20 protein-coding genes are annotated in these 17,853 nt (G+C 62.7%); 10 read left to right on the forward strand and 10 right to left on the reverse strand.

The window, feature by feature from the left end; genetic code table 11:
• Window positions 1–162: 162 nt before the first annotated feature.
• From NKH37_RS09705 to NKH37_RS09715, 3 genes are all read right to left on the reverse strand, one after another.
• Window positions 163–720, reverse strand: a complete 558-nt coding sequence (locus NKH37_RS09705) for a fasciclin domain-containing protein (RefSeq protein ID WP_353005803.1) — start codon at window positions 718–720, stop codon at window positions 163–165.
• Window positions 721–922: 202 nt separating this feature from the next.
• Window positions 923–1,627 carry an anti-sigma factor gene (locus NKH37_RS09710; protein ID WP_352484356.1) on the reverse strand — a complete coding sequence of 235 codons (705 nt, stop codon included), beginning with the start codon at window positions 1,625–1,627 and terminating at the stop codon, window positions 923–925.
• The gene (locus NKH37_RS09715) at window positions 1,624–2,163 is read right to left on the reverse strand and encodes a sigma-70 family RNA polymerase sigma factor (RefSeq protein WP_352856015.1); all 540 of its coding nucleotides are present in this window, start codon (window positions 2,161–2,163) and stop codon (window positions 1,624–1,626) included. The genes NKH37_RS09710 and NKH37_RS09715 overlap by 4 nt, the downstream gene beginning before the upstream one ends.
• 126 nt (window positions 2,164–2,289) lie before the next feature.
• Between NKH37_RS09715 and NKH37_RS09720 the strand changes: the two genes are divergently transcribed.
• Entirely contained in the window at window positions 2,290–3,786 is a 1,497-nt protein-coding gene (locus tag NKH37_RS09720; RefSeq protein ID WP_353040968.1) for an amidase, read from the forward strand.
• A gap of 96 nt (window positions 3,787–3,882) precedes the next feature.
• Window positions 3,883–4,776 carry an acetylglutamate kinase gene (gene argB, locus NKH37_RS09725; RefSeq protein WP_023677482.1) on the forward strand — a complete coding sequence of 298 codons (894 nt, stop codon included), beginning with the start codon at window positions 3,883–3,885 and terminating at the stop codon, window positions 4,774–4,776.
• Window positions 4,777–4,908: 132 nt separating this feature from the next.
• Here argB and NKH37_RS09730 read toward each other — a convergent pair whose 3' ends face one another.
• The 3 genes from NKH37_RS09730 to NKH37_RS09740 all read right to left on the reverse strand — a co-directional run bounded on the left by NKH37_RS09730 (window position 4,909) and on the right by NKH37_RS09740 (window position 7,655).
• The gene (locus NKH37_RS09730; protein ID WP_352495032.1) at window positions 4,909–5,307 is read right to left on the reverse strand and encodes a RidA family protein; all 399 of its coding nucleotides are present in this window, start codon (window positions 5,305–5,307) and stop codon (window positions 4,909–4,911) included.
• Between the two features lie 221 nt (window positions 5,308–5,528).
• The gene (gene bchE, locus NKH37_RS09735; RefSeq protein WP_352495033.1) at window positions 5,529–7,076 is read right to left on the reverse strand and encodes a magnesium-protoporphyrin IX monomethyl ester anaerobic oxidative cyclase; all 1,548 of its coding nucleotides are present in this window, start codon (window positions 7,074–7,076) and stop codon (window positions 5,529–5,531) included.
• Between the two features lie 102 nt (window positions 7,077–7,178).
• Window positions 7,179–7,655 (reverse strand): Lrp/AsnC family transcriptional regulator, encoded by a 477-nt coding sequence (locus NKH37_RS09740; protein WP_023718203.1) that lies wholly within the window; start codon window positions 7,653–7,655, stop codon window positions 7,179–7,181.
• 140 nt (window positions 7,656–7,795) lie between these two features.
• Between NKH37_RS09740 and phhA the strand changes: the two genes are divergently transcribed.
• Window positions 7,796–8,629, forward strand: a complete 834-nt coding sequence (gene phhA, locus NKH37_RS09745) for a phenylalanine 4-monooxygenase (RefSeq protein ID WP_352591275.1) — start codon at window positions 7,796–7,798, stop codon at window positions 8,627–8,629.
• Here the strand turns inward: phhA and NKH37_RS09750 are convergent.
• Window positions 8,624–9,124, reverse strand: coding sequence for a MarR family winged helix-turn-helix transcriptional regulator (locus NKH37_RS09750; protein ID WP_352591278.1), 501 nt, complete (start codon window positions 9,122–9,124; stop codon window positions 8,624–8,626). The two genes, phhA and NKH37_RS09750, sit on opposite strands and share 6 nt — an antisense overlap.
• Before the next feature lie 93 nt (window positions 9,125–9,217).
• On the opposite strand from NKH37_RS09750, the gene NKH37_RS09755 reads away from it, so the two are divergent.
• A complete protein-coding gene (locus NKH37_RS09755; protein ID WP_352846917.1) occupies window positions 9,218–9,385 on the forward strand; it encodes a hypothetical protein in 168 nt (55 codons plus the stop codon).
• Between the two features lie 70 nt (window positions 9,386–9,455).
• On the opposite strand, the gene NKH37_RS09760 is transcribed toward NKH37_RS09755, so the two are convergent.
• Window positions 9,456–10,217: a GGDEF domain-containing protein gene (locus NKH37_RS09760; RefSeq protein ID WP_023718199.1), complete on the reverse strand. Its 762-nt coding sequence runs from the start codon at window positions 10,215–10,217 to the stop codon at window positions 9,456–9,458.
• 161 nt (window positions 10,218–10,378) lie between these two features.
• On the opposite strand from NKH37_RS09760, the gene NKH37_RS09765 reads away from it, so the two are divergent.
• Entirely contained in the window at window positions 10,379–11,086 is a 708-nt protein-coding gene (locus tag NKH37_RS09765; protein ID WP_023677476.1) for a pyrimidine 5'-nucleotidase, read from the forward strand.
• Window positions 11,087–11,120: 34 nt separating this feature from the next.
• Here NKH37_RS09765 and NKH37_RS09770 read toward each other — a convergent pair whose 3' ends face one another.
• Window positions 11,121–11,960 (reverse strand): LOG family protein, encoded by an 840-nt coding sequence (locus tag NKH37_RS09770; protein ID WP_023718198.1) that lies wholly within the window; start codon window positions 11,958–11,960, stop codon window positions 11,121–11,123.
• 146 nt (window positions 11,961–12,106) lie between these two features.
• Here NKH37_RS09770 and dapD point away from each other — a divergent pair, with 146 nt between their 5' ends.
• The 4 genes from dapD (at window position 12,107) to NKH37_RS09790 (ending at window position 15,501) form a co-directional block, all read left to right on the forward strand.
• Complete coding sequence (gene dapD, locus NKH37_RS09775; protein ID WP_352484324.1) at window positions 12,107–12,961, forward strand: 2,3,4,5-tetrahydropyridine-2,6-dicarboxylate N-succinyltransferase; 855 nt, start codon at window positions 12,107–12,109, stop codon at window positions 12,959–12,961.
• Window positions 12,962–12,985: 24 nt separating this feature from the next.
• Entirely contained in the window at window positions 12,986–13,357 is a 372-nt protein-coding gene (locus NKH37_RS09780; protein WP_031193743.1) for a DUF805 domain-containing protein, read from the forward strand.
• Window positions 13,358–13,378: 21 nt separating this feature from the next.
• The gene (locus NKH37_RS09785; RefSeq protein ID WP_352484325.1) at window positions 13,379–14,167 is read left to right on the forward strand and encodes a hypothetical protein; all 789 of its coding nucleotides are present in this window, start codon (window positions 13,379–13,381) and stop codon (window positions 14,165–14,167) included.
• 233 nt (window positions 14,168–14,400) lie between these two features.
• Window positions 14,401–15,501 carry a GGDEF domain-containing protein gene (locus NKH37_RS09790; RefSeq protein ID WP_023718195.1) on the forward strand — a complete coding sequence of 367 codons (1,101 nt, stop codon included), beginning with the start codon at window positions 14,401–14,403 and terminating at the stop codon, window positions 15,499–15,501.
• Here the strand turns inward: NKH37_RS09790 and NKH37_RS09795 are convergent.
• A complete protein-coding gene (locus NKH37_RS09795) occupies window positions 15,491–16,522 on the reverse strand; it encodes a 2-dehydropantoate 2-reductase (RefSeq protein ID WP_352846915.1) in 1,032 nt (343 codons plus the stop codon). The genes NKH37_RS09790 and NKH37_RS09795 overlap by 11 nt on opposite strands.
• A 129-nt stretch (window positions 16,523–16,651) precedes the next feature.
• Here NKH37_RS09795 and dapE point away from each other — a divergent pair, with 129 nt between their 5' ends.
• Window positions 16,652–17,851, forward strand: coding sequence for a succinyl-diaminopimelate desuccinylase (gene dapE / locus NKH37_RS09800; RefSeq protein ID WP_352484327.1), 1,200 nt, complete (start codon window positions 16,652–16,654; stop codon window positions 17,849–17,851).
• The last annotated feature ends 2 nt before the right edge of the window (window positions 17,852–17,853 follow it).

The following is a 17,853-nucleotide window of genomic DNA, read 5'->3' on the forward strand; positions in this document are numbered from 1 at the left end:
TCCTGTTACTGCTTGTGCCAAATTCGACCGCCAGACGGAAATCAAAAGCCGGTGACGATCGCTGTCCTCAAAGCGGGACTCCGCGCCTATCCACTTGCGTGAACGGCGCGGAGTGTGCGCAGGGAGGCCCTTAGCGATATCTTCGCCGGCAGCGTGCGTTTGTTACATCTTCGGCAGGAGAACCTTGTCGACGACGTGGATGACGCCGTTGGACTGCTCGACATCGGCGATCGTCACATTAGCGACATTGCCGTTCTCGTCGGTCACGGTGACCTTGCCGCCGTCGGTCTTGAGCGACAGTTCGCAACCACCGACCGTCTTGACCTTGTGGGTGCCACCGTCATCCTTGACCATCTTGGCGACGTCGGCGGCCATCGCCTTGGCGCCGATGACATGGCAAGTCAGGATCTTGACGAGCTTGTCCTTGTTTTCAGGCTTGAGCAGCGTCTCCACCGTGCCGGCTGGAAGTGCCGCAAAGGCCTCGTTGGTCGGCGCGAACACGGTGAAGGGGCCAGCGCTTTGCAGCGTATCGATCAGGCCGCCTGCCTTGACGGCAGCGACCAGCGTCGTGTGGTCCTTCGAGTTGACAGCATTTTCGACGATGTTTTTCTGGGCATACATGGCGGCGCCGCCGACCATCGGATTTTGGGCATAGGCAATGGTGGCGATCGCAGAAATCGCAACCGTGCCGGCAAGCAAAAGGGTGGCGAATTTACGCATGATTTCAATCTCCTTGGGTTATCGTTCCCCTCGTTCGGGAACGCAAGAAGATACGCAACAGAAATGCCGGAGTTTCGTCCTCACGTAAGAAATATTGTGTCGCTTCAATTTTCCATGTGCTAATCGGTCACCGCCGACAAGCTTTGCATGATTTTGGTTCGTGAGAGATAGATTTCAGGTCTTATTCCGAAGCAAGAATCGGTCAGATGCTCTTCAGATCGCCCGCTGCGACCACCGGTCCAGTCGGCTGGCCGGTCGGCGAACCGCCGGCAGGCTCGACGCTGACCGCAAGCACGGCGCCTTGCGCCAATTTCTCCCGGACGGCGGGCGGGATGGCCAGATGCGCGGTCGCACCGGCCGGGATGACGCCCATCGACACCGGCGCGTTCTTGCCTTCGATCATCCACAGCTCGAAGTCCTTGCCGGCGGTCCGCTCGCCGGAGACGTGGGAAAGGCCGACATCGTGACGGACGGCGTCGTAGACGACGAGATATTTGACATCGCTGCCTTCGGCTGCCAACGAGGCGACAAGCCGGGTTTGCGGCTCGACGACCGGTGGATTGACGTAAGGCAAGGCAATATAGATTGCCAGCGCCGCAATGGCGGCGGCGGCAAGACCGCGCCAGAAGCCAAGGCTCGACCAGAGGCCGGCGCGCGGCTCTGCAGCGAACAGCCGGCGGTCCAATGCTTCCTTGACCCTGATCGGAGGCTCTGTCTCCGGATAGGCGGCGGCCATCGGCGAAAGATGCGCCTCCCAGGCATCCACAAGGCGCGCGAAGGCGGCGTCCGCATCGATGCGGCGCGACGCGATCTCGCGTTCATCGGCGGCCAGAACGCCAAGAACGTATTCGGCGGCGAACAGGTCGTCGCCCCCACGTTCCGGTCCATTGTCGTCAGCCAGCGTCATCTTTCCAGGCATTCTCTCAGTTTCAACAGGCTGCGCCGCAGCCAGGTCCGCATCGTGTTCAGCGGTACGCCATAGCGCTCCGCCAGCTCCGCATAGCTTTTGCCGTCCAGATAGGCGCCCCGGACGGCCGCCGCCCTGTCCTTTTCCAATTCATCGAGACAATGGTAGATGCGTCCGGACTCACCGCCCGCCACGGCCATGGCCTCCGGCCCCGGCGCCGGATCGGCCACGTCGAGCGCGGCATCGATATAGGCGGCAGGCTCTCGCCGCGCCCTGATCCGATCGATCGCATGATTGCGCGCAATGGCCACCAGCCAGGAGATCGGGCTCAGATCCGAAACGGCGAAACGGTCCGCCTTCGTCCATATCTTGACGAAGACCTCTTGAAGCGCCTCTTCTGCATCTCCCCGATCCTTCAATACACGAAGGCAGACGCCGAAAAGTTTCGCGCTGGTCTGCCGGTACAGCAGATCGAACGCAGCCCGGTCCTTCATCGAGGTCCGGACAATCAGGTTGCTGATGTCCTGCGGCGTCATCGGCCGCCAAATTAGGCGATTGCAATGTATTTGCAACGACTGAAATGGTCTTGCGCACTGGCAGCGCCAGCGTCGATTGCCAAGGAAATCGCCGCCCGCTAGCTTGCCATGAGCGGGAGGGCGACCATGTCGATCGAGCGGGTTCTGTGGGAGCATGACGCAACCGGCCAGGCCGCACTCGTGCACAAGGGAGAGATCACACCGCAAGATCTCGTCGATGCGGCGATCGCCCGGGCCGAGGCCACCCAGCCGGAGATCAACGCCATCGCCGAACCGCTTTTTGAGGCGGCGCGGGCGCGAGCGAAAACCGTCGACCACAAGCTGCCGCTTGCCGGAGTGCCCTTTGCGCTGAAGGACCTCGGCATTGCCATGAAGGGCGTGCCGACGCATGGCGGCAGCCGCATCCCAGCCTACACCCCCGATTTTAACTCGGTCATGACGGAACGCTATCTGGCCGCCGGCCTGGTCCCGATCGCCACCAGCACCGCACCCGAACACGGGCTGAGGCTGGTGACCGAGTCGGTGGCTTACGGCGTCACCCGCAGTCCATGGGACACCGCTCACACGACCGGCGGTTCCTCGGGCGGCGCGGCTGCGCTGGTCGCGGCCGGCGTCGTGCCGGTGGCGCACGCCTCGGATGGCGGCGGCTCGATCAGGGTGCCTGCGGCCTGTACCGGGCTGGTCGGGTTGAAAACCTCGCGCGGCCGCGTGCCCTTGACGCCGCTCGTCACTGAAAGCTGGTACGGCTTTGTCGTCGACCATGCGTTGGCCCGCTCGGTGCGCGATACGGCCCTGCTGCTCGACCTGACCCACGGGCCCGAACCGCTGTCGCCCTACGCGGCACCCTCGCCGAACGGCAGTTTCACTGCGGCCGCCGGGCGCGATCCGGGCAAGCTCAAGCTCGCCTTCTACCGAAAATCGCCGCTCGGCCTGCCGATTTCGGAAGAAACCTTGAAAGCTCTGGATGCGGCGATTGGGCTGGCGCGCGAAGGCGGGCACAGCGTCGAGGAGATCGACCTGCCCTATATCGACCGCGATTTCATCGCCGATTTCGCCAGAACCGTCGCCGCGGCGGTGGCCGGCACGATGCGTGGCGAGGCCTTGCGCGTCGGCCGCTCCATCTCAGGCGATATCGAACGCGCCACGCGCGTGATGAGCCGGTTCGGTGAAATCCTCTCGGCCGGCGAAATCTATGCCGGCCTGCAGCGGCTGCACGCAACCTCGCGCCGCCTTATCACCGAAACCGCGCACTATGATGCAGTGCTGATGCCTGTCATCGCGCACCCGCCGCTCGCCTGCGGCACCATGGACCCGAAAGGCGCCGACGAATTCATCGAGAATGTCCTGGACAGACTGCGCCTCGCCGGCCTGCTGAAGTTCAAGCCGCTATTCGGCCAGCTGATGGACAAGAGCCTTTGGTTCACCCACTGGCCGGCGATCCAGAACGTCAGCGGGCAACCGTCGATCACGCTTCCGGTTTACGTGACCGATGCCGGCCTGCCGCTAGGCGTCCAGGCCGCCGGCCGCCCCGGTGACGAGGAGACGCTTTTGTCGTTCGCCGCGCAGATGGAAAAGATCTCGGGATGGCTGGGCCGGCGGGCGCCGCTGCAGGTGCCGGCATAGGCGGTGATTTGATCGATCGTGACAGCAAAGCCGTTTGCCCCCTCGTCCAATTCCCGCTAAGACGCCGCCGTTCATGCCAAGCTGGGAACCACGCCGATGACGGATGTCGCCGCCACCGCCGAAATGCAGGCCGCGCTGCTTTCAAGGGCGCTGCCCTATATGCAGCGCTACGAGAACAAGACGGTCGTGGTGAAATATGGCGGCCACGCGATGGGCGACATCGCGCTCGGCAAAGCCTTCGCCCGCGACATCGCACTGCTCAAGCAATCCGGCGTCAACCCGATCGTCGTGCATGGCGGTGGGCCGCAGATCGGCGCCATGCTCAGCAAGATGGGCATCGAATCCAAATTCGAGGGCGGCTTGCGTGTCACCGACCAGAAGACCGTCGAGATTGTCGAGATGGTGCTGGCCGGGTCGATCAACAAGGAAATCGTCGCGCTGATCAATGCCGAGGGCGAGTGGGCGATCGGCCTGTGCGGCAAGGACGGCAACATGGTGTTTGCCGAAAAGGCGCGCAAGACCATGATCGATCCTGATTCCAACATCGAGCGGGTGCTCGACCTGGGCTTCGTCGGTGAACCGGTCGAGGTCGACCGCACATTGCTCGACCTCCTGGCGCGGTCCGAAATGATCCCGGTGCTGGCGCCGGTGGCGCCCGGCCGCGACGGCCATACCTACAACATCAACGCCGACACTTTTGCCGGCGCCATCGCCGGCGCCTGCCAGGCGACGCGCCTGCTGTTTCTCACCGACGTGCCCGGCGTGCTCGACAAGGATAAGAAGCTGATCGACGAGTTGACCGTGGCCGAGGCCAAGGCCCTGATCAAGGACGGAACGGTCTCGGGCGGCATGATCCCCAAGGTTGAAACCTGCATCGAGGCAATCGAGCGCGGCGTCGCTGGCGTCGTCATCCTCAACGGCAAGACGCCGCATGCGGTGCTGCTCGAGCTGTTCACCGAACACGGCGCCGGCACGCTGATCGTGCCGTGAGTGGCCTCAGTCTGTTCAACGCCGCGACAGACCGGAAGACCATCCGATCACCATCGCAGCGCTTGTCAAGACAGGCGGGCGGGCGAACGGTCGACTAGGTAGTCTCCGCCTTCGTCGCTCGCCGCCAATCGATCATCCGGGCTGAGGAAGGCGCGCGATGACCTTTATCTCAAAATCGAAGCCCGCCAGCCAATTCACCCCCACCGCGGTCCAGTTCGGGTAGGGCGGTTCACCGATCGCCCTAAGTCGAACGGCGTCAATCGCCTCCCACTGTTTGGCCGGGTCGGTGTGGAACGTGGTCACGTCAACAATGTCGTCAAACGTGCAACCGGCGGCCTTCAGCACCGCCGCGAGATTGTCGAAGGCAAGCTGGACCTGCTTTTCGAAGGCTGGCTCCGGCGATCCGTCCTCGCGGCTGCCGACTTGGCCCGAGACGAACAGAAAGCCGCCTGAGCGGATCGCCGCCGAATAGCGATTGACTTCGTAGAGGGCCTGCCGACCGGCAGGGAAGATCGCATCGCGTTTGGTCATTGTTTCACTCCAATCAGACAAGGCAGGCCGGTCCCGACCATCGCGATGTGGCTTCTCCGAGAAGGTGAGAGCCGCCCGCAAGACTTCGGGGTTTTGGATCGCTGCGTTCCATTTTCCGGGGCGGTCGCTGATATCCGTCCCGTATCCCGAAGTGGGTACATACATTCCGTATGTCAATATACATACGTTGCGTATGCTTGTTAAAAGATTGCCCGAGCCGGTCAGGCGCGCGACGAAATCGTGGTCGCAGGCGGTGTCAGCCTGCGCGCCGGGTGCGCGACCACCATCGATTCCTCTTCCTCGTCCTGCGGCGCGCCCCAGAATTCGGCGAGCGTCGGGCCATTCTTCAGGCGGCGGTCGCGAACCAGAAAGCCCCAGACTTCGCGGAACCAGACGCGGCGGCCCATTTTGGTGTACCAGCGCATCGAATGCCGTTGCTCCGGATCCTTGTGGAACAGGATGCGCGCCAAGGCCTTGGGCCGCGACTGCACGGCCAGTTCGATCAGCTTGACGGCGAAGAACAACATCCACGGCTTGAGGCGGGTCATCTGCAGCACCTGGTGCTTGTAGTCCCACAGGCGGGCGTCCAGCTGGATCACCTTGCGATCCCTGGCAATCCTGAAGAACGGCGTCCAGCGGTGCGGCGTCACATAGAGCGCCTGGATCTGGTCGGGGTCATAAGCGATCAGCTGGCGGAAGCCGCGCCAGAGGTCGCGGAAACTTTCGTCCTCGAAACCGGCCACCCAGGTCGCCATCGACAAGATGCCGTTGAGGCGCAGCAGCCGTATCGCCTCGCGGTCGGATGAGGTGCTGCCGCCCTTGCGGATCAACTGGAGCGTCTGCTCGTCGGTATTTTCCATGCCAAGCAGCCAGCGGATGACGCCGGCCTTGCGATAGAGATGCAGGCTGCCGGCGTCGCGGACGATGTCGTCGGCGCGGGTGGAGCCGACGATCAGCACCGGCACATTCTCGGCGATCATCGCATCGAGAAAGGCGCGCCAGGCTTTTTTGGACGAGGTCGGGTTCTCGTCGGCAAGGTTGATCAGCTCGACGCGGTGCTCGCGGTATAGCCAGGCAATCTCCCGCGCGAACTTCACGGGGTCGCGGTGCCGCCAGCGCGTCCAGAACCCCCGCTGGCCGCAATAGTTGCACAGATGCGGACAGCCTCGCGAGAACTGCATGACCACCGCACGCTTGCCTCCCCAATAGCTATAGCGAGTGATATCGATCAGTTCCCAGCCGATGCGGTAGTCGTCGAGATTGGCGATCGTCCTTGCCGGGTTGGTGGCAAAAGGCCGGCGCAAATCGTCGCGAAAGGCGATGCCCGCCACATCCGACAGCGGCTTGCGTTTTTCAAGCGCTTCGACCAGCGCGACGATGGTCGCCTCCCCCTCGCCACGAACGATGAAGTCGAAGGCCTCCGTTTCGGCCAGTATGTCGCGCCAGTGATAGGTCGGAAACACGCCGCCATAAATCAGGATTGTCGCCGGATCGATGTGTTTGACCATGCCGGCGATCAGTAGGGCTGTCGGATGCGCAGAGGTCGAGCCGGAATGGCCGATCAGAATACAGTCGGGATGATCGCTCAAGGCGTCCCGGACCAGCGTGGCAAGCGGCATCGGCCCGAATTCGGCGTCCACAAGTCGCACTTGATGTCCCGCGTCGATCAGCGGACCGCCCAGTGCCAGCAAACCGAGCGGCGGCAGATGGTCGTCCGGCACACGGCTGCCGATGGCCGTATGTGGCGGGTTGATCAGGACGATTTTCATGGCGGACCTTATGCAATGGCGGTCCGCATGTCGTAGTCGGCGATCTAGCGCTGGAGATTGGCTCGCTTCAGCAGTTTGTGTGCAGCTTTTCCGCAGAAATGCCTACCGTCTGAGATGTGCAAGCGGGACATGGCCCGGCCCCTTGATGTTCTGCAGCACAAGCTGGGTGTGGACGTCGCGCACGCCTTCGAGCCGCATCAGCCGGTGCATGACGAAGGCATTGAGCTCGTCGACCGACGGCACCATCACATGCAACAGGAAATCATGATCGCCGGTCATGGTCCAGCATGAGGACACCTCGTCCATCCGCTGGACGGCGGCGATGAAGCTTTCGGGCGAGCCGTCGCTGTGGCTGGTCAGGCGCACCTGGATGAACACCTCGACCATCAGCCCGACGGCGCGACGGCTGAGCACCGCGGCGAAGCCCTTGATGATGCCCGCCTGCTGAAGCGCCTCGAAGCGCCGCGCGCAAGGTGTCGTCGACAGGCCGATCTCCTGCGCCAGTTCGGATACCGGCTTGCGCCCGTCGCGCTGCAGGCTGTCGAGCATCTTGATCTCGAATTCGTCAAACTGAGGCATTTTCACTCTCCCAAAGCTCGATCGTGGAGTCTTTTACCTCCAACCCCGCATTTGAGCCACCATCAAAGCTGATTTGCCTCGCGCCATCCGGCTAGAATTTCCGACGATCCGCTGATCATGATTTCCAGGGAGAGCAAGCCATGACGATGAACGTTGCCGACTACGCCCGCGAATGCGCGGCGCGAGGCCTTCGCGGCGATTATTCGGTCTGCCGTGCCGATTTCACCGTGGCGCAGGGCTACAATTATAGCGACGAAGAACAGGCGGTGTGGCGCACGCTGTGCGACCGCCAGACGAAGCTGACCAGGAAGCTCGCCCACCATTCCTATCTCGATGGCGTTGCGGCGCTCGGCCTTCTCGACAAGATCCCGGATTTCGGTGAGGTCAGCGAGAAGCTGCGCAAGCTCACCGGCTGGGAGATCGTCGCCGTGCCGGGGCTCATTCCCGCCCAGCCGTTCTTCGACCACCTCGCCAACCGTCGCTTCCCGGTCACCAACTGGCTGCGAACCCAAAAGGAGCTCGACTACATTGTCGAGCCCGACATGTTCCACGATTTCTTCGGTCACGTGCCGATCCTGACGCAGCCGGTCTTTGCCGACTTCATGCAGATGTATGGCAAGAAGGCCGACAGCGTGATTGCGGTCGGCGGCGACGAGATGATCACCAGGCTTTACTGGTACACCGTCGAATACGGGCTGATACGCGAGCCGGGCCAGCCGCTGAAGGCTTTCGGCGCCGGGCTGATGTCATCCTTCACCGAGCTTCAGTTCGCGGTCGAAGGCGGCGAGGCGCACCATGTCGCCTTCGACCTGGAAACCGTAATGCGCACCGGCTACGAGATCGACAAGTTCCAGCGTGCCTATTTCGTGCTGCCGTCGTTCGACGTGCTGCGTGATGCTTTCGAGACCGCCGATCTTGCGGCGATCGTGGCGCGCCGCAAAGGCGAGCCGGCGCTCGACCCGGCGAGCCTATAGGCTGTCGGCTGTTTCCAGGGCCTCGGATTTCAGCCGGGCAAGCTGGTCGCGCTGAAGGTCGAGCGACGCGGTGACGAAGCGCAGGATCGTGGCCAGCTCGGTGTCGCTAAATGTGGCGATCACCTTTTCTCCCTCCTGCGCGATCGCACCATAATAGCGCGCCGATAGTTCTCGCGTGAGTTCCGTCGCCTCTATGACCACCTTGCGCCTGTCCTCGAGGCTGCGCGTTCGTGTCAGCAGGCCGCGCGCCTCCAGCCGGTCGATCAGCGCGGTGACTGCGGCCGGCGTCAACCCTGTTGCGGCCGCGACCTCGCCAGCCGATTGCGGGCCGCCATAGAGCAGCGCCAGGCAATGGCGTTCCGCCGTACTCAGCTCAAGCCTATCGCCTACTGCCTCGTCATAAGCCTGCGTCGCGTCTTGCCAGCCCATAATGGCAAGGCTGATGGCCGTCTTCATGTCGGCCCGATTCATGCTTGACGAGTTTATTTCGATCATCTAACTATCAATTTGCCTAACATTACGGCCATTATAGTAATATGCTGCGTCGGGCGCAAGGCACGGCCTGTCGCAGCACGCAAGGAGTGGACAATGAACCAGAACCAGACGCGCGGCCCACTCACACCGGCCGAAGAATTCAAATACGCCAAGCTGGCGATGGAATGGTATGGCTGGGGTTCTCCCATTGGCCTTGGTATTGCACCGGTCGCGCTGGCGGCCGCTGCCCTGCTGTTCCGCATCGCCATCTTCGGATTTTGACAGCACTGGCCGCGGCGCGGTTGAATTCTGATAGGGTGGAATTTTTCCAGCAGAAGGCTTAGGGCCGAGCTCACGCCGCTTCGGAAATGTCACGATCGATGATCGACAGGTTGCGGCCGCGATGCTTGGCCTCGTAGAGCCGCTGGTCGGCGGCGCGCATCAGCTCCGACACTGCGGCGTCCTCGCCGCAGGTGGTCCCGCCGATACTGACCGTCAGCGGAACGGTTCGTTCGTCGACGGGCCGAAAACGGATACGCTCTACTTCACGGCGGATGCGCTCGGCGACGCGCCTGGCTTCGTGTTCGGTGGCGCCGATCAGAAAGGCGCAGAATTCCTCACCGCCGATGCGGCCAAGGACATCGCCGCTGCGCACGCCACGCTCTATCGCACTTGCGATCAGGAGCAGCGCCTCGTCGCCGATCAGATGGCCGTAGCTGTCGTTGATAGTCTTGAAATGGTCGGCATCGACGATCAGCAATGCCCCGCGATCGGATTTACGCCGAGAGCCGTCGAGGGCGGCAAAGAAACTTTCGCGGTTGAGCATGCCGGTCATGTCGTCGCGGCTCGCCTTTTCCGCCAAGCGCCTGTGGGCGGCGGCGAGCTGGGCATGGGCGCGGGCGAGTTCGCGATGCGCGGTCTTCAACCTTTCGCCCTGCCAGACCGTATAGGCGCCGGCGCCCCAGGCAAGAGCCAGCGGGCATACGGTAGACGTCAACCAGATGGTGCGATTGATCGGAAAACCCATTGCCGGCACGACGATCAGCGTCAGCAAAAGTGAGACGGCGACGGAGGCGAAAGCGATGGCGGCAGACTTTAGAAATATGCGATTCATCGCTTGCTCCCACTGGTCCGTCTTGGTGCCAGCAAGCGCTGAATGTCACCTTTCGGCGATGCTTAAGATTTTAATCACGGCACCATTTTCACCACCCAGGGCGCGCATAGGTTGTGGATAAACCTCCTGTTAGAAAGATCGTTTCGTGCCATAAGGACGGTATGACCACGCTTCCCGACCCCGCCCGCTTTGCCCATGTCACCGACTGGGTGTTCGATCTCGACAACACGCTCTATCCGCACCATTCCAATCTGTTCTCGCAGATCGATGTGAAGATGACCGCCTATGTCGGAGAATTGCTGACGCTGCCGCGCGAGGAAGCACGCAAGCTGCAGAAGGAGCTCTACCGGGAATACGGCACGACACTGAACGGGTTGATGACGCGCCACGGCATCGACCCCGACGACTTTCTCGAGAAGGTCCACGACATCGATTATTCCTGGCTGGTGCCAGATCCCGTCCTCGGCACCGCCATACGCCAGCTTCCCGGCCGCAAATTCATCTTCACCAATGGCGATCGCCGGCATGCCGAACGCACCGCGCGGCAGCTGGGCATTCTCGAGCATTTCGACGACATTTTCGATATCGTCGCAGCCGGGCTGAACCCCAAGCCGGCGCGACAATCCTACGAGAAATTTGCCGAACTCCACGCCGTCACCGGGCAAAATGCGGTGATGTTCGAAGACCTCGCCCGCAACCTGTCGGTGCCGAAATCGCTGGGCATGACCACGGTGCTGGTGGTGCCGCGCAATTTCGAGCCGACCTTCTCGGAAATCTGGGAACGCGACCCGGCCAACGAGGACGACGTGGACTTCGTCACCGACGATCTCGCCGGCTTTCTCACGGCGATCGTCGAAGTCCCCGCTTGAGGCAGTCGGCGCGCTTCAAATTCTTGCTTGCATATCAGAGCTTATAGAAGCGGCTGACGATCCCCCAGGCCTCGTCGGCGGTGTCGACGAAATCGATGATGTCCTGGTCGCCGGGGGTGATCGTACCTTGCTCGGCGAGGAAATCGAGGTCGATCGCCCGTGCCCAGAAAGCCTTGCCGAACAGGATGACCGGCACCCGTTCCATGCGGCCGGTCTGGATCAGGGTCAGCGTCTCGAAGAACTCGTCCATCGTACCGAAGCCGCCGGGAAACACCGCAACGGCCTTGGCACGCATGACGAAATGCATCTTGCGGACCGCGAAATAGTGGAAGTTGAAGCAGAGTTCCGGCGTCACGTAGGCGTTTGGCGCCTGCTCGTGCGGCAGCACGATGTTGAGACCGATCGACGGCGCGCCTACATCGTCGGCGCCGCGATTGCCGGCCTCCATGACGCCAGGCCCGCCGCCGGTCACCACGACGAATTCGCGATAGTACGAAGTGGCCGACTGCTGCGAGCAGAGGCGGGCGAATTTGCGCGCCTCCTCATAGTATTTGCTGTTTTGCTCGAGATTCTTCTTCTGCGTCTCGTTCTTGGCCGCCCAGGCTTCACCGCCGGGCTCGGGGATGCGCGCGCCGCCGAACAGGATGACGGTCGATTGGATGCCGCGCTCGGCCAGGATCATCTCCGGTTTCAGCAGTTCGAGCTGCAGCCTGACCGCGCGCAACTCGCGCCGCGTCATGAAATCGGGGTCGTTCCAGGCCAGCCGATATGTCTCCGCGCGCGTTTGCGGCGTGTCCGGCACGCTTTTCGACCGCTCCAGATCCTCGTCCGAATGCGGTAGCGGCGTCCACCCCGCCTTTTCCATGGGAGTCATATTTTGCTTTACCCGTCCAATCATTCACTTGCGCCGTCCCGTGACGCTGCCGCGATTGACCCTCCCCAAGCCTTCACATAGGGTCCGCGCGACTTTCAAACAGGTTAAGGCGCCGGCCCTTAACAGCTTGGTAATGGAGCGAATTCATGTCGAAGCCCGATCTCGCGAGTCTCGAGAAGATCATCGAGAACGCCTTCGAGGAACGCGACACCATTTCGACCGCAACCCGCGGCGAGACGCGCGAGGCCATCCAATCGGCGCTCGACCTGCTCGACCGGGGCGTCGCCCGCGTCGCCGAGCGGCAGGCCGACGGCAAATGGCACGTCAACCAGTGGCTGAAGAAAGCGGTGCTGCTGTCCTTCCGGCTCAACCCGATGGAGATCATCAAGGGTGGTCCCGGTCAGGCGGTATGGTGGGACAAGGTGCCTTCGAAGTTCGACGGCTGGAGCGCCGTCGATTTCGAGAAGGCCGGCTTCCGCGCCGTGCCGTCGTCGATCGTGCGCCGCTCTGCCTATGTCGCGCCGGGCGCCGTGCTGATGCCGTCCTTCGTCAATGTCGGCGCCTATGTCGATAGCGGCACCATGGTCGACACCTGGGCGTCGGTCGGCTCCTGTGCCCAGATCGGCAAGAATGTGCATCTGTCGGGCGGCGTCGGTATCGGCGGCGTGCTGGAGCCGATGCAGGCCGGCCCAACCATCATCGAGGACAATTGCTTCATCGGCGCCCGTTCCGAAGTGGTCGAGGGCTGCATTGTTCGCGAGGGCTCAGTGCTCGGCATGGGTGTCTTCATCGGCCAATCGACCAAGATCGTCGACCGCGCCACCGGCGAGATCTTCTACGGCGAAGTGCCGGCCAATTCCGTCGTCGTCGCCGGCTCACTGCCGGGCAAGCCTTTTCCAAACAACGAGCCCGGCCCCAGCCTCTACTGCGCCGTCATCGTCAAGCGGGTCGACGCAAGAACCCGTTCCAAGACCTCGATCAACGAATTGCTGCGCGATTGATCTCCCGAGAACGGATGCACCGGGTTGACTGACAAACCTCAATTCCTATGGCTTTTCTTCAGCCTTTCTGGGCGGGTGAATCCGAGCGCTTATGTTTTGGCTGGCCTCTTGCCGGTCATCGTTCAACTCTTTCTGCTCTACCAGTTCGCGCGAACGCCGTTAGGCACTGCCGCGAGCCAGTATTGGGCGCTCGCCTTATGGATCGCTGTGTTCGTCTCGACATGGTCGACCTTTGCGCTAACGGCGAAGCGGTTCCATGATTTCGGCAAGCCTGCCTATTACGCATTGATCTCTCTCATTATCGGCTTCGTCCTGCTTTTTATCCTGGCTTTTTTCAAAAGTGACCCAGGCCCCAACCGCTACGGCAAGCGCACCAACGCACCGGCCGAACCCTGAGCGCCAATCGGACATTTCGTCATGCGCTACCGCTCGCTTGATTCGAAACTGATCCTCGAAACCGCCGAACGGCTGGAAGAGCGCGTCGCCGAGCGCTTTCCCGATGCAGGCCTGCGCGGCGTCGCCGCCGAGCTCGTGTCGCTGTCGCGCGATCTGGCAAAGGCAGCCAAGGCGCTGGAGGCGCCGATCTGGTGGCTGCGCGGCCTCATCATCGCCGCTTTCGTCGTCGGAGCGCTGATGTTCCTGTTCGTCGGCACAATCCTGCCGCTCGGCCGCATCTCGGGAAACCACGATGCCTTCCAGTCGGTGCAAGGCATCGAAGCCTCCCTCAACATGATCATCCTCGCCGTGCTGGGCTTCCTGGCCCTGATCCGCTCCGAGGAGCGGATCAAGCGCAAGCGGGTGTTCCGCCAACTCCACGGGCTGCGGTCGCTCATCCACGTCATCGACATGCACCAGCTGACCAAGGATCCGGCAGCACTTTCAGCCAGTTTCAAGCCGACTGCACATTCGCCAGCCCGCATCACCAACGCCGCCGACCTTGCCCGCTATCTCGACTATTGCTCCGAAATGTTGTCGATCACCGGCAAGATCGCCGCGCTGTTTGCCCAGTCGGTCAATGACGCCGTGGTCATCGATGGCGTCAATGACATCGAGAACCTGGCGTCGAACCTGTCGCGAAAGATCTGGCAGAAGATCACGCTGATCGAAACCCCTCATGGGCAGCCGGCACATGCGAAGAAAACCGATCCCGAGCCGGGTCCGCCGCGTCGGCCTGCAGTCCGCAGACGACCGGGGCCGGCAAGCTAAGACCCGCGAGCCGGCGGCAGATCCGCTAGAGCGGCAGAGCGGGGAGTTCCGAAACCCCGGTTTTGCGCCGGACGCTCTAAGCGAATGTTAATCACCCTGGCCCAGCATGCCGGCGAAAACTGTGTCGACCGGCACGGAGCGCTCGACTGGCAAGCGACCTATCCCTGACCACCAAGGAGCCGCGCAAAACGTGGAGCGCCGCCGCTCGCCTGTTTGCCTGGTTCTCTTCGCCGATGAGATTGGAACCGGAAGCCGTCCGCGCCCGGCTTCTCGACACCACTTTCGACCGCAAATTCGCAGTCTTGTTCGGCACCATCAGCGTTCTGGTGGTTGCGGTCAGCGCCGCACTTGCCACGAAGGATTGGTGGCCCTACGCCTGGATCGCAGCCGACCTGATGCTTTTCGTCGTCCGCGTTCTGCTGATGCGGGAATGCGAGCAGGCCCGCAGGCGCGGCTCGAAAGGGCCGCTGGCGGGCCTGATGGCAGCCAGCGGTGTATGGTCGGTCGTTTTCGGCCTCGGCTGCTATGGCTGTGTTGCCAGCGGGAATATGGCGCTTTCCGTACTTGCCGCCTTGAATGTCGCAGGTGTCGTTGGCGTGGTGTCGTCACGCAATGCGGCCACCCCGCGCTTCGCCATATTCGTCATGTTGGCCGTAAGCCTGCCTTACGTGGTCGGTGCATTGTTTTCCGCAGCGCCCGGAATGCCGATCGTCGGAATTCAAACGCCGTTCTATGTGGCCGGCGTCATCATCGTGCTGCTTCAGAACCACGCAATCAACGCCCGCATGATCCGCGCCGAGCTGGACAATCGCGACCTGGCGATCAAGGACGCGCTGACCGGCCTGCCAAACCGCATCTTCCTGCAGGAAAAATTGCGCGACATGTGCCGCGACCTTGCGGCGCCGGCCGCCAATGGCGGCAAGCCGTTTGCCGTGCTCAGCATGGACCTCGACGGCTTCAAACAGGTCAACGACCGTTTTGGTCATGCGGTCGGCGACGTGCTGCTGCGCAAGGTGGCCGAACGATTGAAGCGCGGCTTCCGGCCGGGGGACGTGGTCTTCCGTATCGGCGGCGACGAATTCGTCATCCTTTTGCCCGCAACCTCGGAGATCGAGGCCACCTATCTGGCAAAGCGGGCCATCGAAAAGGTCTCGGTGCCTTTCGACCTCGGGGTCGGTTCCGCCATCCATGTCGGCTTGAGCGTCGGCAGCGCCTTTGCACCCGCCGACGGCGGCGATCCGGAAATCCTGCTCACCTGTTCCGACCATGCACTCTACGAAGCCAAGCGCACCGGCAAGGGCCGTTATTGGGCGCCTGTGCGGGCTACGATCTGACGGTCGCAGCGACAGCTTCCGGCGGCAAGCAAGGCGATCCGCGCCTCTCCTGCTCGGCCGCGCGCACCAGTGCAGTGACATGCTTCAGCAAAGGCGCCGGCGTGCCGGCCTTTTCGGCCAAACGCAGGACCGCGCCTTGCAGTTCGCCGATCTCCGTCGACCGGCGGCGCCGCAGGTCATCCCACATCGACGAACGCGCGGCCGGATCGATGGCAAGCATCCGCCGCGCCAAGAACTTGAACAGCCCGTCGGGCAGGCGAAGCACTTTCGGCAGCAGTGCGGGACGCAGGCCGGCGATGCGAGCGGGTTCGATGCCTGTCGCCGTCATTGCCGCCAATGCTTCGTCGATCTGACCGGCCAGGATCAGCCGCCAGCGGCGATCGGCAAGCTCTGCCGCCAGCGGCAGACCGGAAAGCGCCACCAGCGCGTTGTTGAGGTTGAGCAGCAGCTTGTCCCATAACACCGCGTCGATGTCACCATGCGTCGCGACGGCAAACCCCTCGACATCAAGCAGTTCGTCAAGGCCCGCCGAGCCCTGTTCGATCATCACTTTGCCGCCGCTGGCGCGGTGCAGGCGAAGCGGCAATTCGCCCTCCGGCGATTGGACCACGTTGAACGGCACCATGCCCGCGAGCACCGGCTGGGCGGTGAGATGGGCTCGCAATTTATCGGCATTGTCGACGCCGTTCTGCAGGCTGAGTATCACCACGTCCGGTCGGGCATGGGCGGCAATCAGCCCGGCCATGTCTTGCGTCGCGCCGCTCTTGACCGTTACCAAAATGACATCGGCATCGGAGAATGCTACCGCCGGATCGGCGGTGACCGACAATGCGTCCGGTTTGACAGAACGGTCGCGGCCGTCAGGGTCGGTGATGCGCAATCCAGCTTCTTGCAGGGCCTTCTCGACGCGCGGTCGCGCCAGCAGAACCACCTTTCGCCCGGCAAGTATCAGGCAGCCGCCGGCGTAGCAGCCGATACTGCCGGCACCGGCGATTACGATCGTCTTGCCACGCGTGACCATGCGATGGCCCTGTTCTGGTCGAGAGACCTTGCCGCAATTATACGACATGAAAACCATAATGTCGGCGGCATGGCTGGCCCTCACGTCTGGCCGTGACAGACCTTGCGCTTTCGACTATCGCTTTTGCCCATGATGCTGCCTACCGATCCGGTTAGAAATCTCGCTGCACTCATCCGCTGTGCTTCCGTGACGCCCGCCGAAGGCGGTGCGCTGCGCGCGCTGGAGGCGATGTTGAAGCCGCTCGGCTTTGCGGTCGAGCGACCGGTGTTTTCCGAAGCCGGCACACCGGACATCGAGAACCTTTACGCGCGGCGTTCCGGCAATGGCCCGCATCTGATGTTTGCCGGCCATACCGACGTGGTGCCGGTGGGCGACGAGGCAGCCTGGACGCACCCGCCCTTTGGCGCCGAGATCGCCAATGGCGAGATGTTCGGCCGCGGCGCCGTCGACATGAAGGGCGGCATTGCTTGTTTCGTCGCGGCGGTGGCGCGACATGTCGAGCAGAAGGGCGGCCCGAAGGGGTCGGTCTCGCTGCTGATAACCGGCGATGAGGAAGGCCCGGCGATCAACGGCACGACGAAGCTGCTCGAATGGGCGGCCGCCAAAGGCGAGAAATGGGATGCCTCGATCGTCGGCGAGCCTACCAATCCCGACGCGCTTGGCGATATGATCAAGATCGGCCGGCGCGGCTCGCTATCGGGCACGGTCGTCGTCAACGGCCGCCAGGGCCACGCCGCCTATCCGCAGCTAGCCGACAATCCGGTGCGCGGCCTGGTGACGCTGGTCGACGCCTTGCTGCACCCCGTCTTCGACAACGGAACAAGGGATTTCCAGCCGACGAATCTTGAGGTGACCTCCATCGATGTCGGCAATCCCGCCACCAACGTCATCCCGGCGAAGGCAGCAGCTACCTTCAATATCCGCTTCAACGACACATGGACCGCCGAGACGATCCAGGCCGAGATCCACAACCGCCTCGACCGGGCGGCGAAACGCAAGAAATACCGCGCCGGCAAGAAGACGCCGGTCGACTACGAGATCGTCTGGCGCGACGGGCCGAGCCATGTTTTCCTGACACGCGACGACAGGCTAATCGAGACGCTTGGCGGTTCGGTCAAAGCGGTGACCGGCAGGAAGCCGGCGCTCTCCACCTCCGGCGGCACCTCCGATGCCCGCTTTATCAAGGATTATTGTCCGGTGGTCGAATTCGGCCTGGTCGGCAAGACCATGCACATGGTCGACGAACGTGTGGCGATTGCCGATCTCGAGACGCTGACGCAGATTTATCTGCGCTTCGTTGAAGACTGGTTTGCGCAGGACATATCCTAGTG

It is taken from the genome of Mesorhizobium sp. M1217, assembly GCF_040318275.1.
GTDB lineage: Bacteria > Pseudomonadota > Alphaproteobacteria > Rhizobiales > Rhizobiaceae > Mesorhizobium.

Coding starts and splice junctions, on each gene's coding strand:
- NKH37_RS09740 (WP_023718203.1), bottom strand. CDS start 7,655: ATGCCTCAGTTTGACGAATTCGAGATCAAGATGCTCGACAGCCTGCAG.
- NKH37_RS09705 (WP_353005803.1), bottom strand. CDS start 720: ATGCGTAAATTCGCCACCCTTTTGCTTGCCGGCACGGTTGCGATTTCT.
- NKH37_RS09795 (WP_352846915.1), bottom strand. CDS start 16,522: ATGGTCACGCGTGGCAAGACGATCGTAATCGCCGGTGCCGGCAGTATC.
- NKH37_RS09770 (WP_023718198.1), bottom strand. CDS start 11,960: ATGACTCCCATGGAAAAGGCGGGGTGGACGCCGCTACCGCATTCGGAC.
- NKH37_RS09750 (WP_352591278.1), bottom strand. CDS start 9,124: ATGATCGAAATAAACTCGTCAAGCATGAATCGGGCCGACATGAAGACG.
- NKH37_RS09710 (WP_352484356.1), bottom strand. CDS start 1,627: ATGACGCTGGCTGACGACAATGGACCGGAACGTGGGGGCGACGACCTG.
- NKH37_RS09760 (WP_023718199.1), bottom strand. CDS start 10,217: ATGAATCGCATATTTCTAAAGTCTGCCGCCATCGCTTTCGCCTCCGTC.
- dapE (WP_352484327.1), top strand. CDS start 16,652: ATGATGCTGCCTACCGATCCGGTTAGAAATCTCGCTGCACTCATCCGC.
- NKH37_RS09730 (WP_352495032.1), bottom strand. CDS start 5,307: ATGACCAAACGCGATGCGATCTTCCCTGCCGGTCGGCAGGCCCTCTAC.
- phhA (WP_352591275.1), top strand. CDS start 7,796: ATGACGATGAACGTTGCCGACTACGCCCGCGAATGCGCGGCGCGAGGC.
- NKH37_RS09715 (WP_352856015.1), bottom strand. CDS start 2,163: ATGACGCCGCAGGACATCAGCAACCTGATTGTCCGGACCTCGATGAAG.
- bchE (WP_352495033.1), bottom strand. CDS start 7,076: ATGAAAATCGTCCTGATCAACCCGCCACATACGGCCATCGGCAGCCGT.
- NKH37_RS09765 (WP_023677476.1), top strand. CDS start 10,379: ATGACCACGCTTCCCGACCCCGCCCGCTTTGCCCATGTCACCGACTGG.
- argB (WP_023677482.1), top strand. CDS start 3,883: ATGACGGATGTCGCCGCCACCGCCGAAATGCAGGCCGCGCTGCTTTCA.
- NKH37_RS09785 (WP_352484325.1), top strand. CDS start 13,379: ATGCGCTACCGCTCGCTTGATTCGAAACTGATCCTCGAAACCGCCGAA.
- NKH37_RS09720 (WP_353040968.1), top strand. CDS start 2,290: ATGTCGATCGAGCGGGTTCTGTGGGAGCATGACGCAACCGGCCAGGCC.
- NKH37_RS09755 (WP_352846917.1), top strand. CDS start 9,218: ATGAACCAGAACCAGACGCGCGGCCCACTCACACCGGCCGAAGAATTC.
- NKH37_RS09790 (WP_023718195.1), top strand. CDS start 14,401: ATGAGATTGGAACCGGAAGCCGTCCGCGCCCGGCTTCTCGACACCACT.
- dapD (WP_352484324.1), top strand. CDS start 12,107: ATGTCGAAGCCCGATCTCGCGAGTCTCGAGAAGATCATCGAGAACGCC.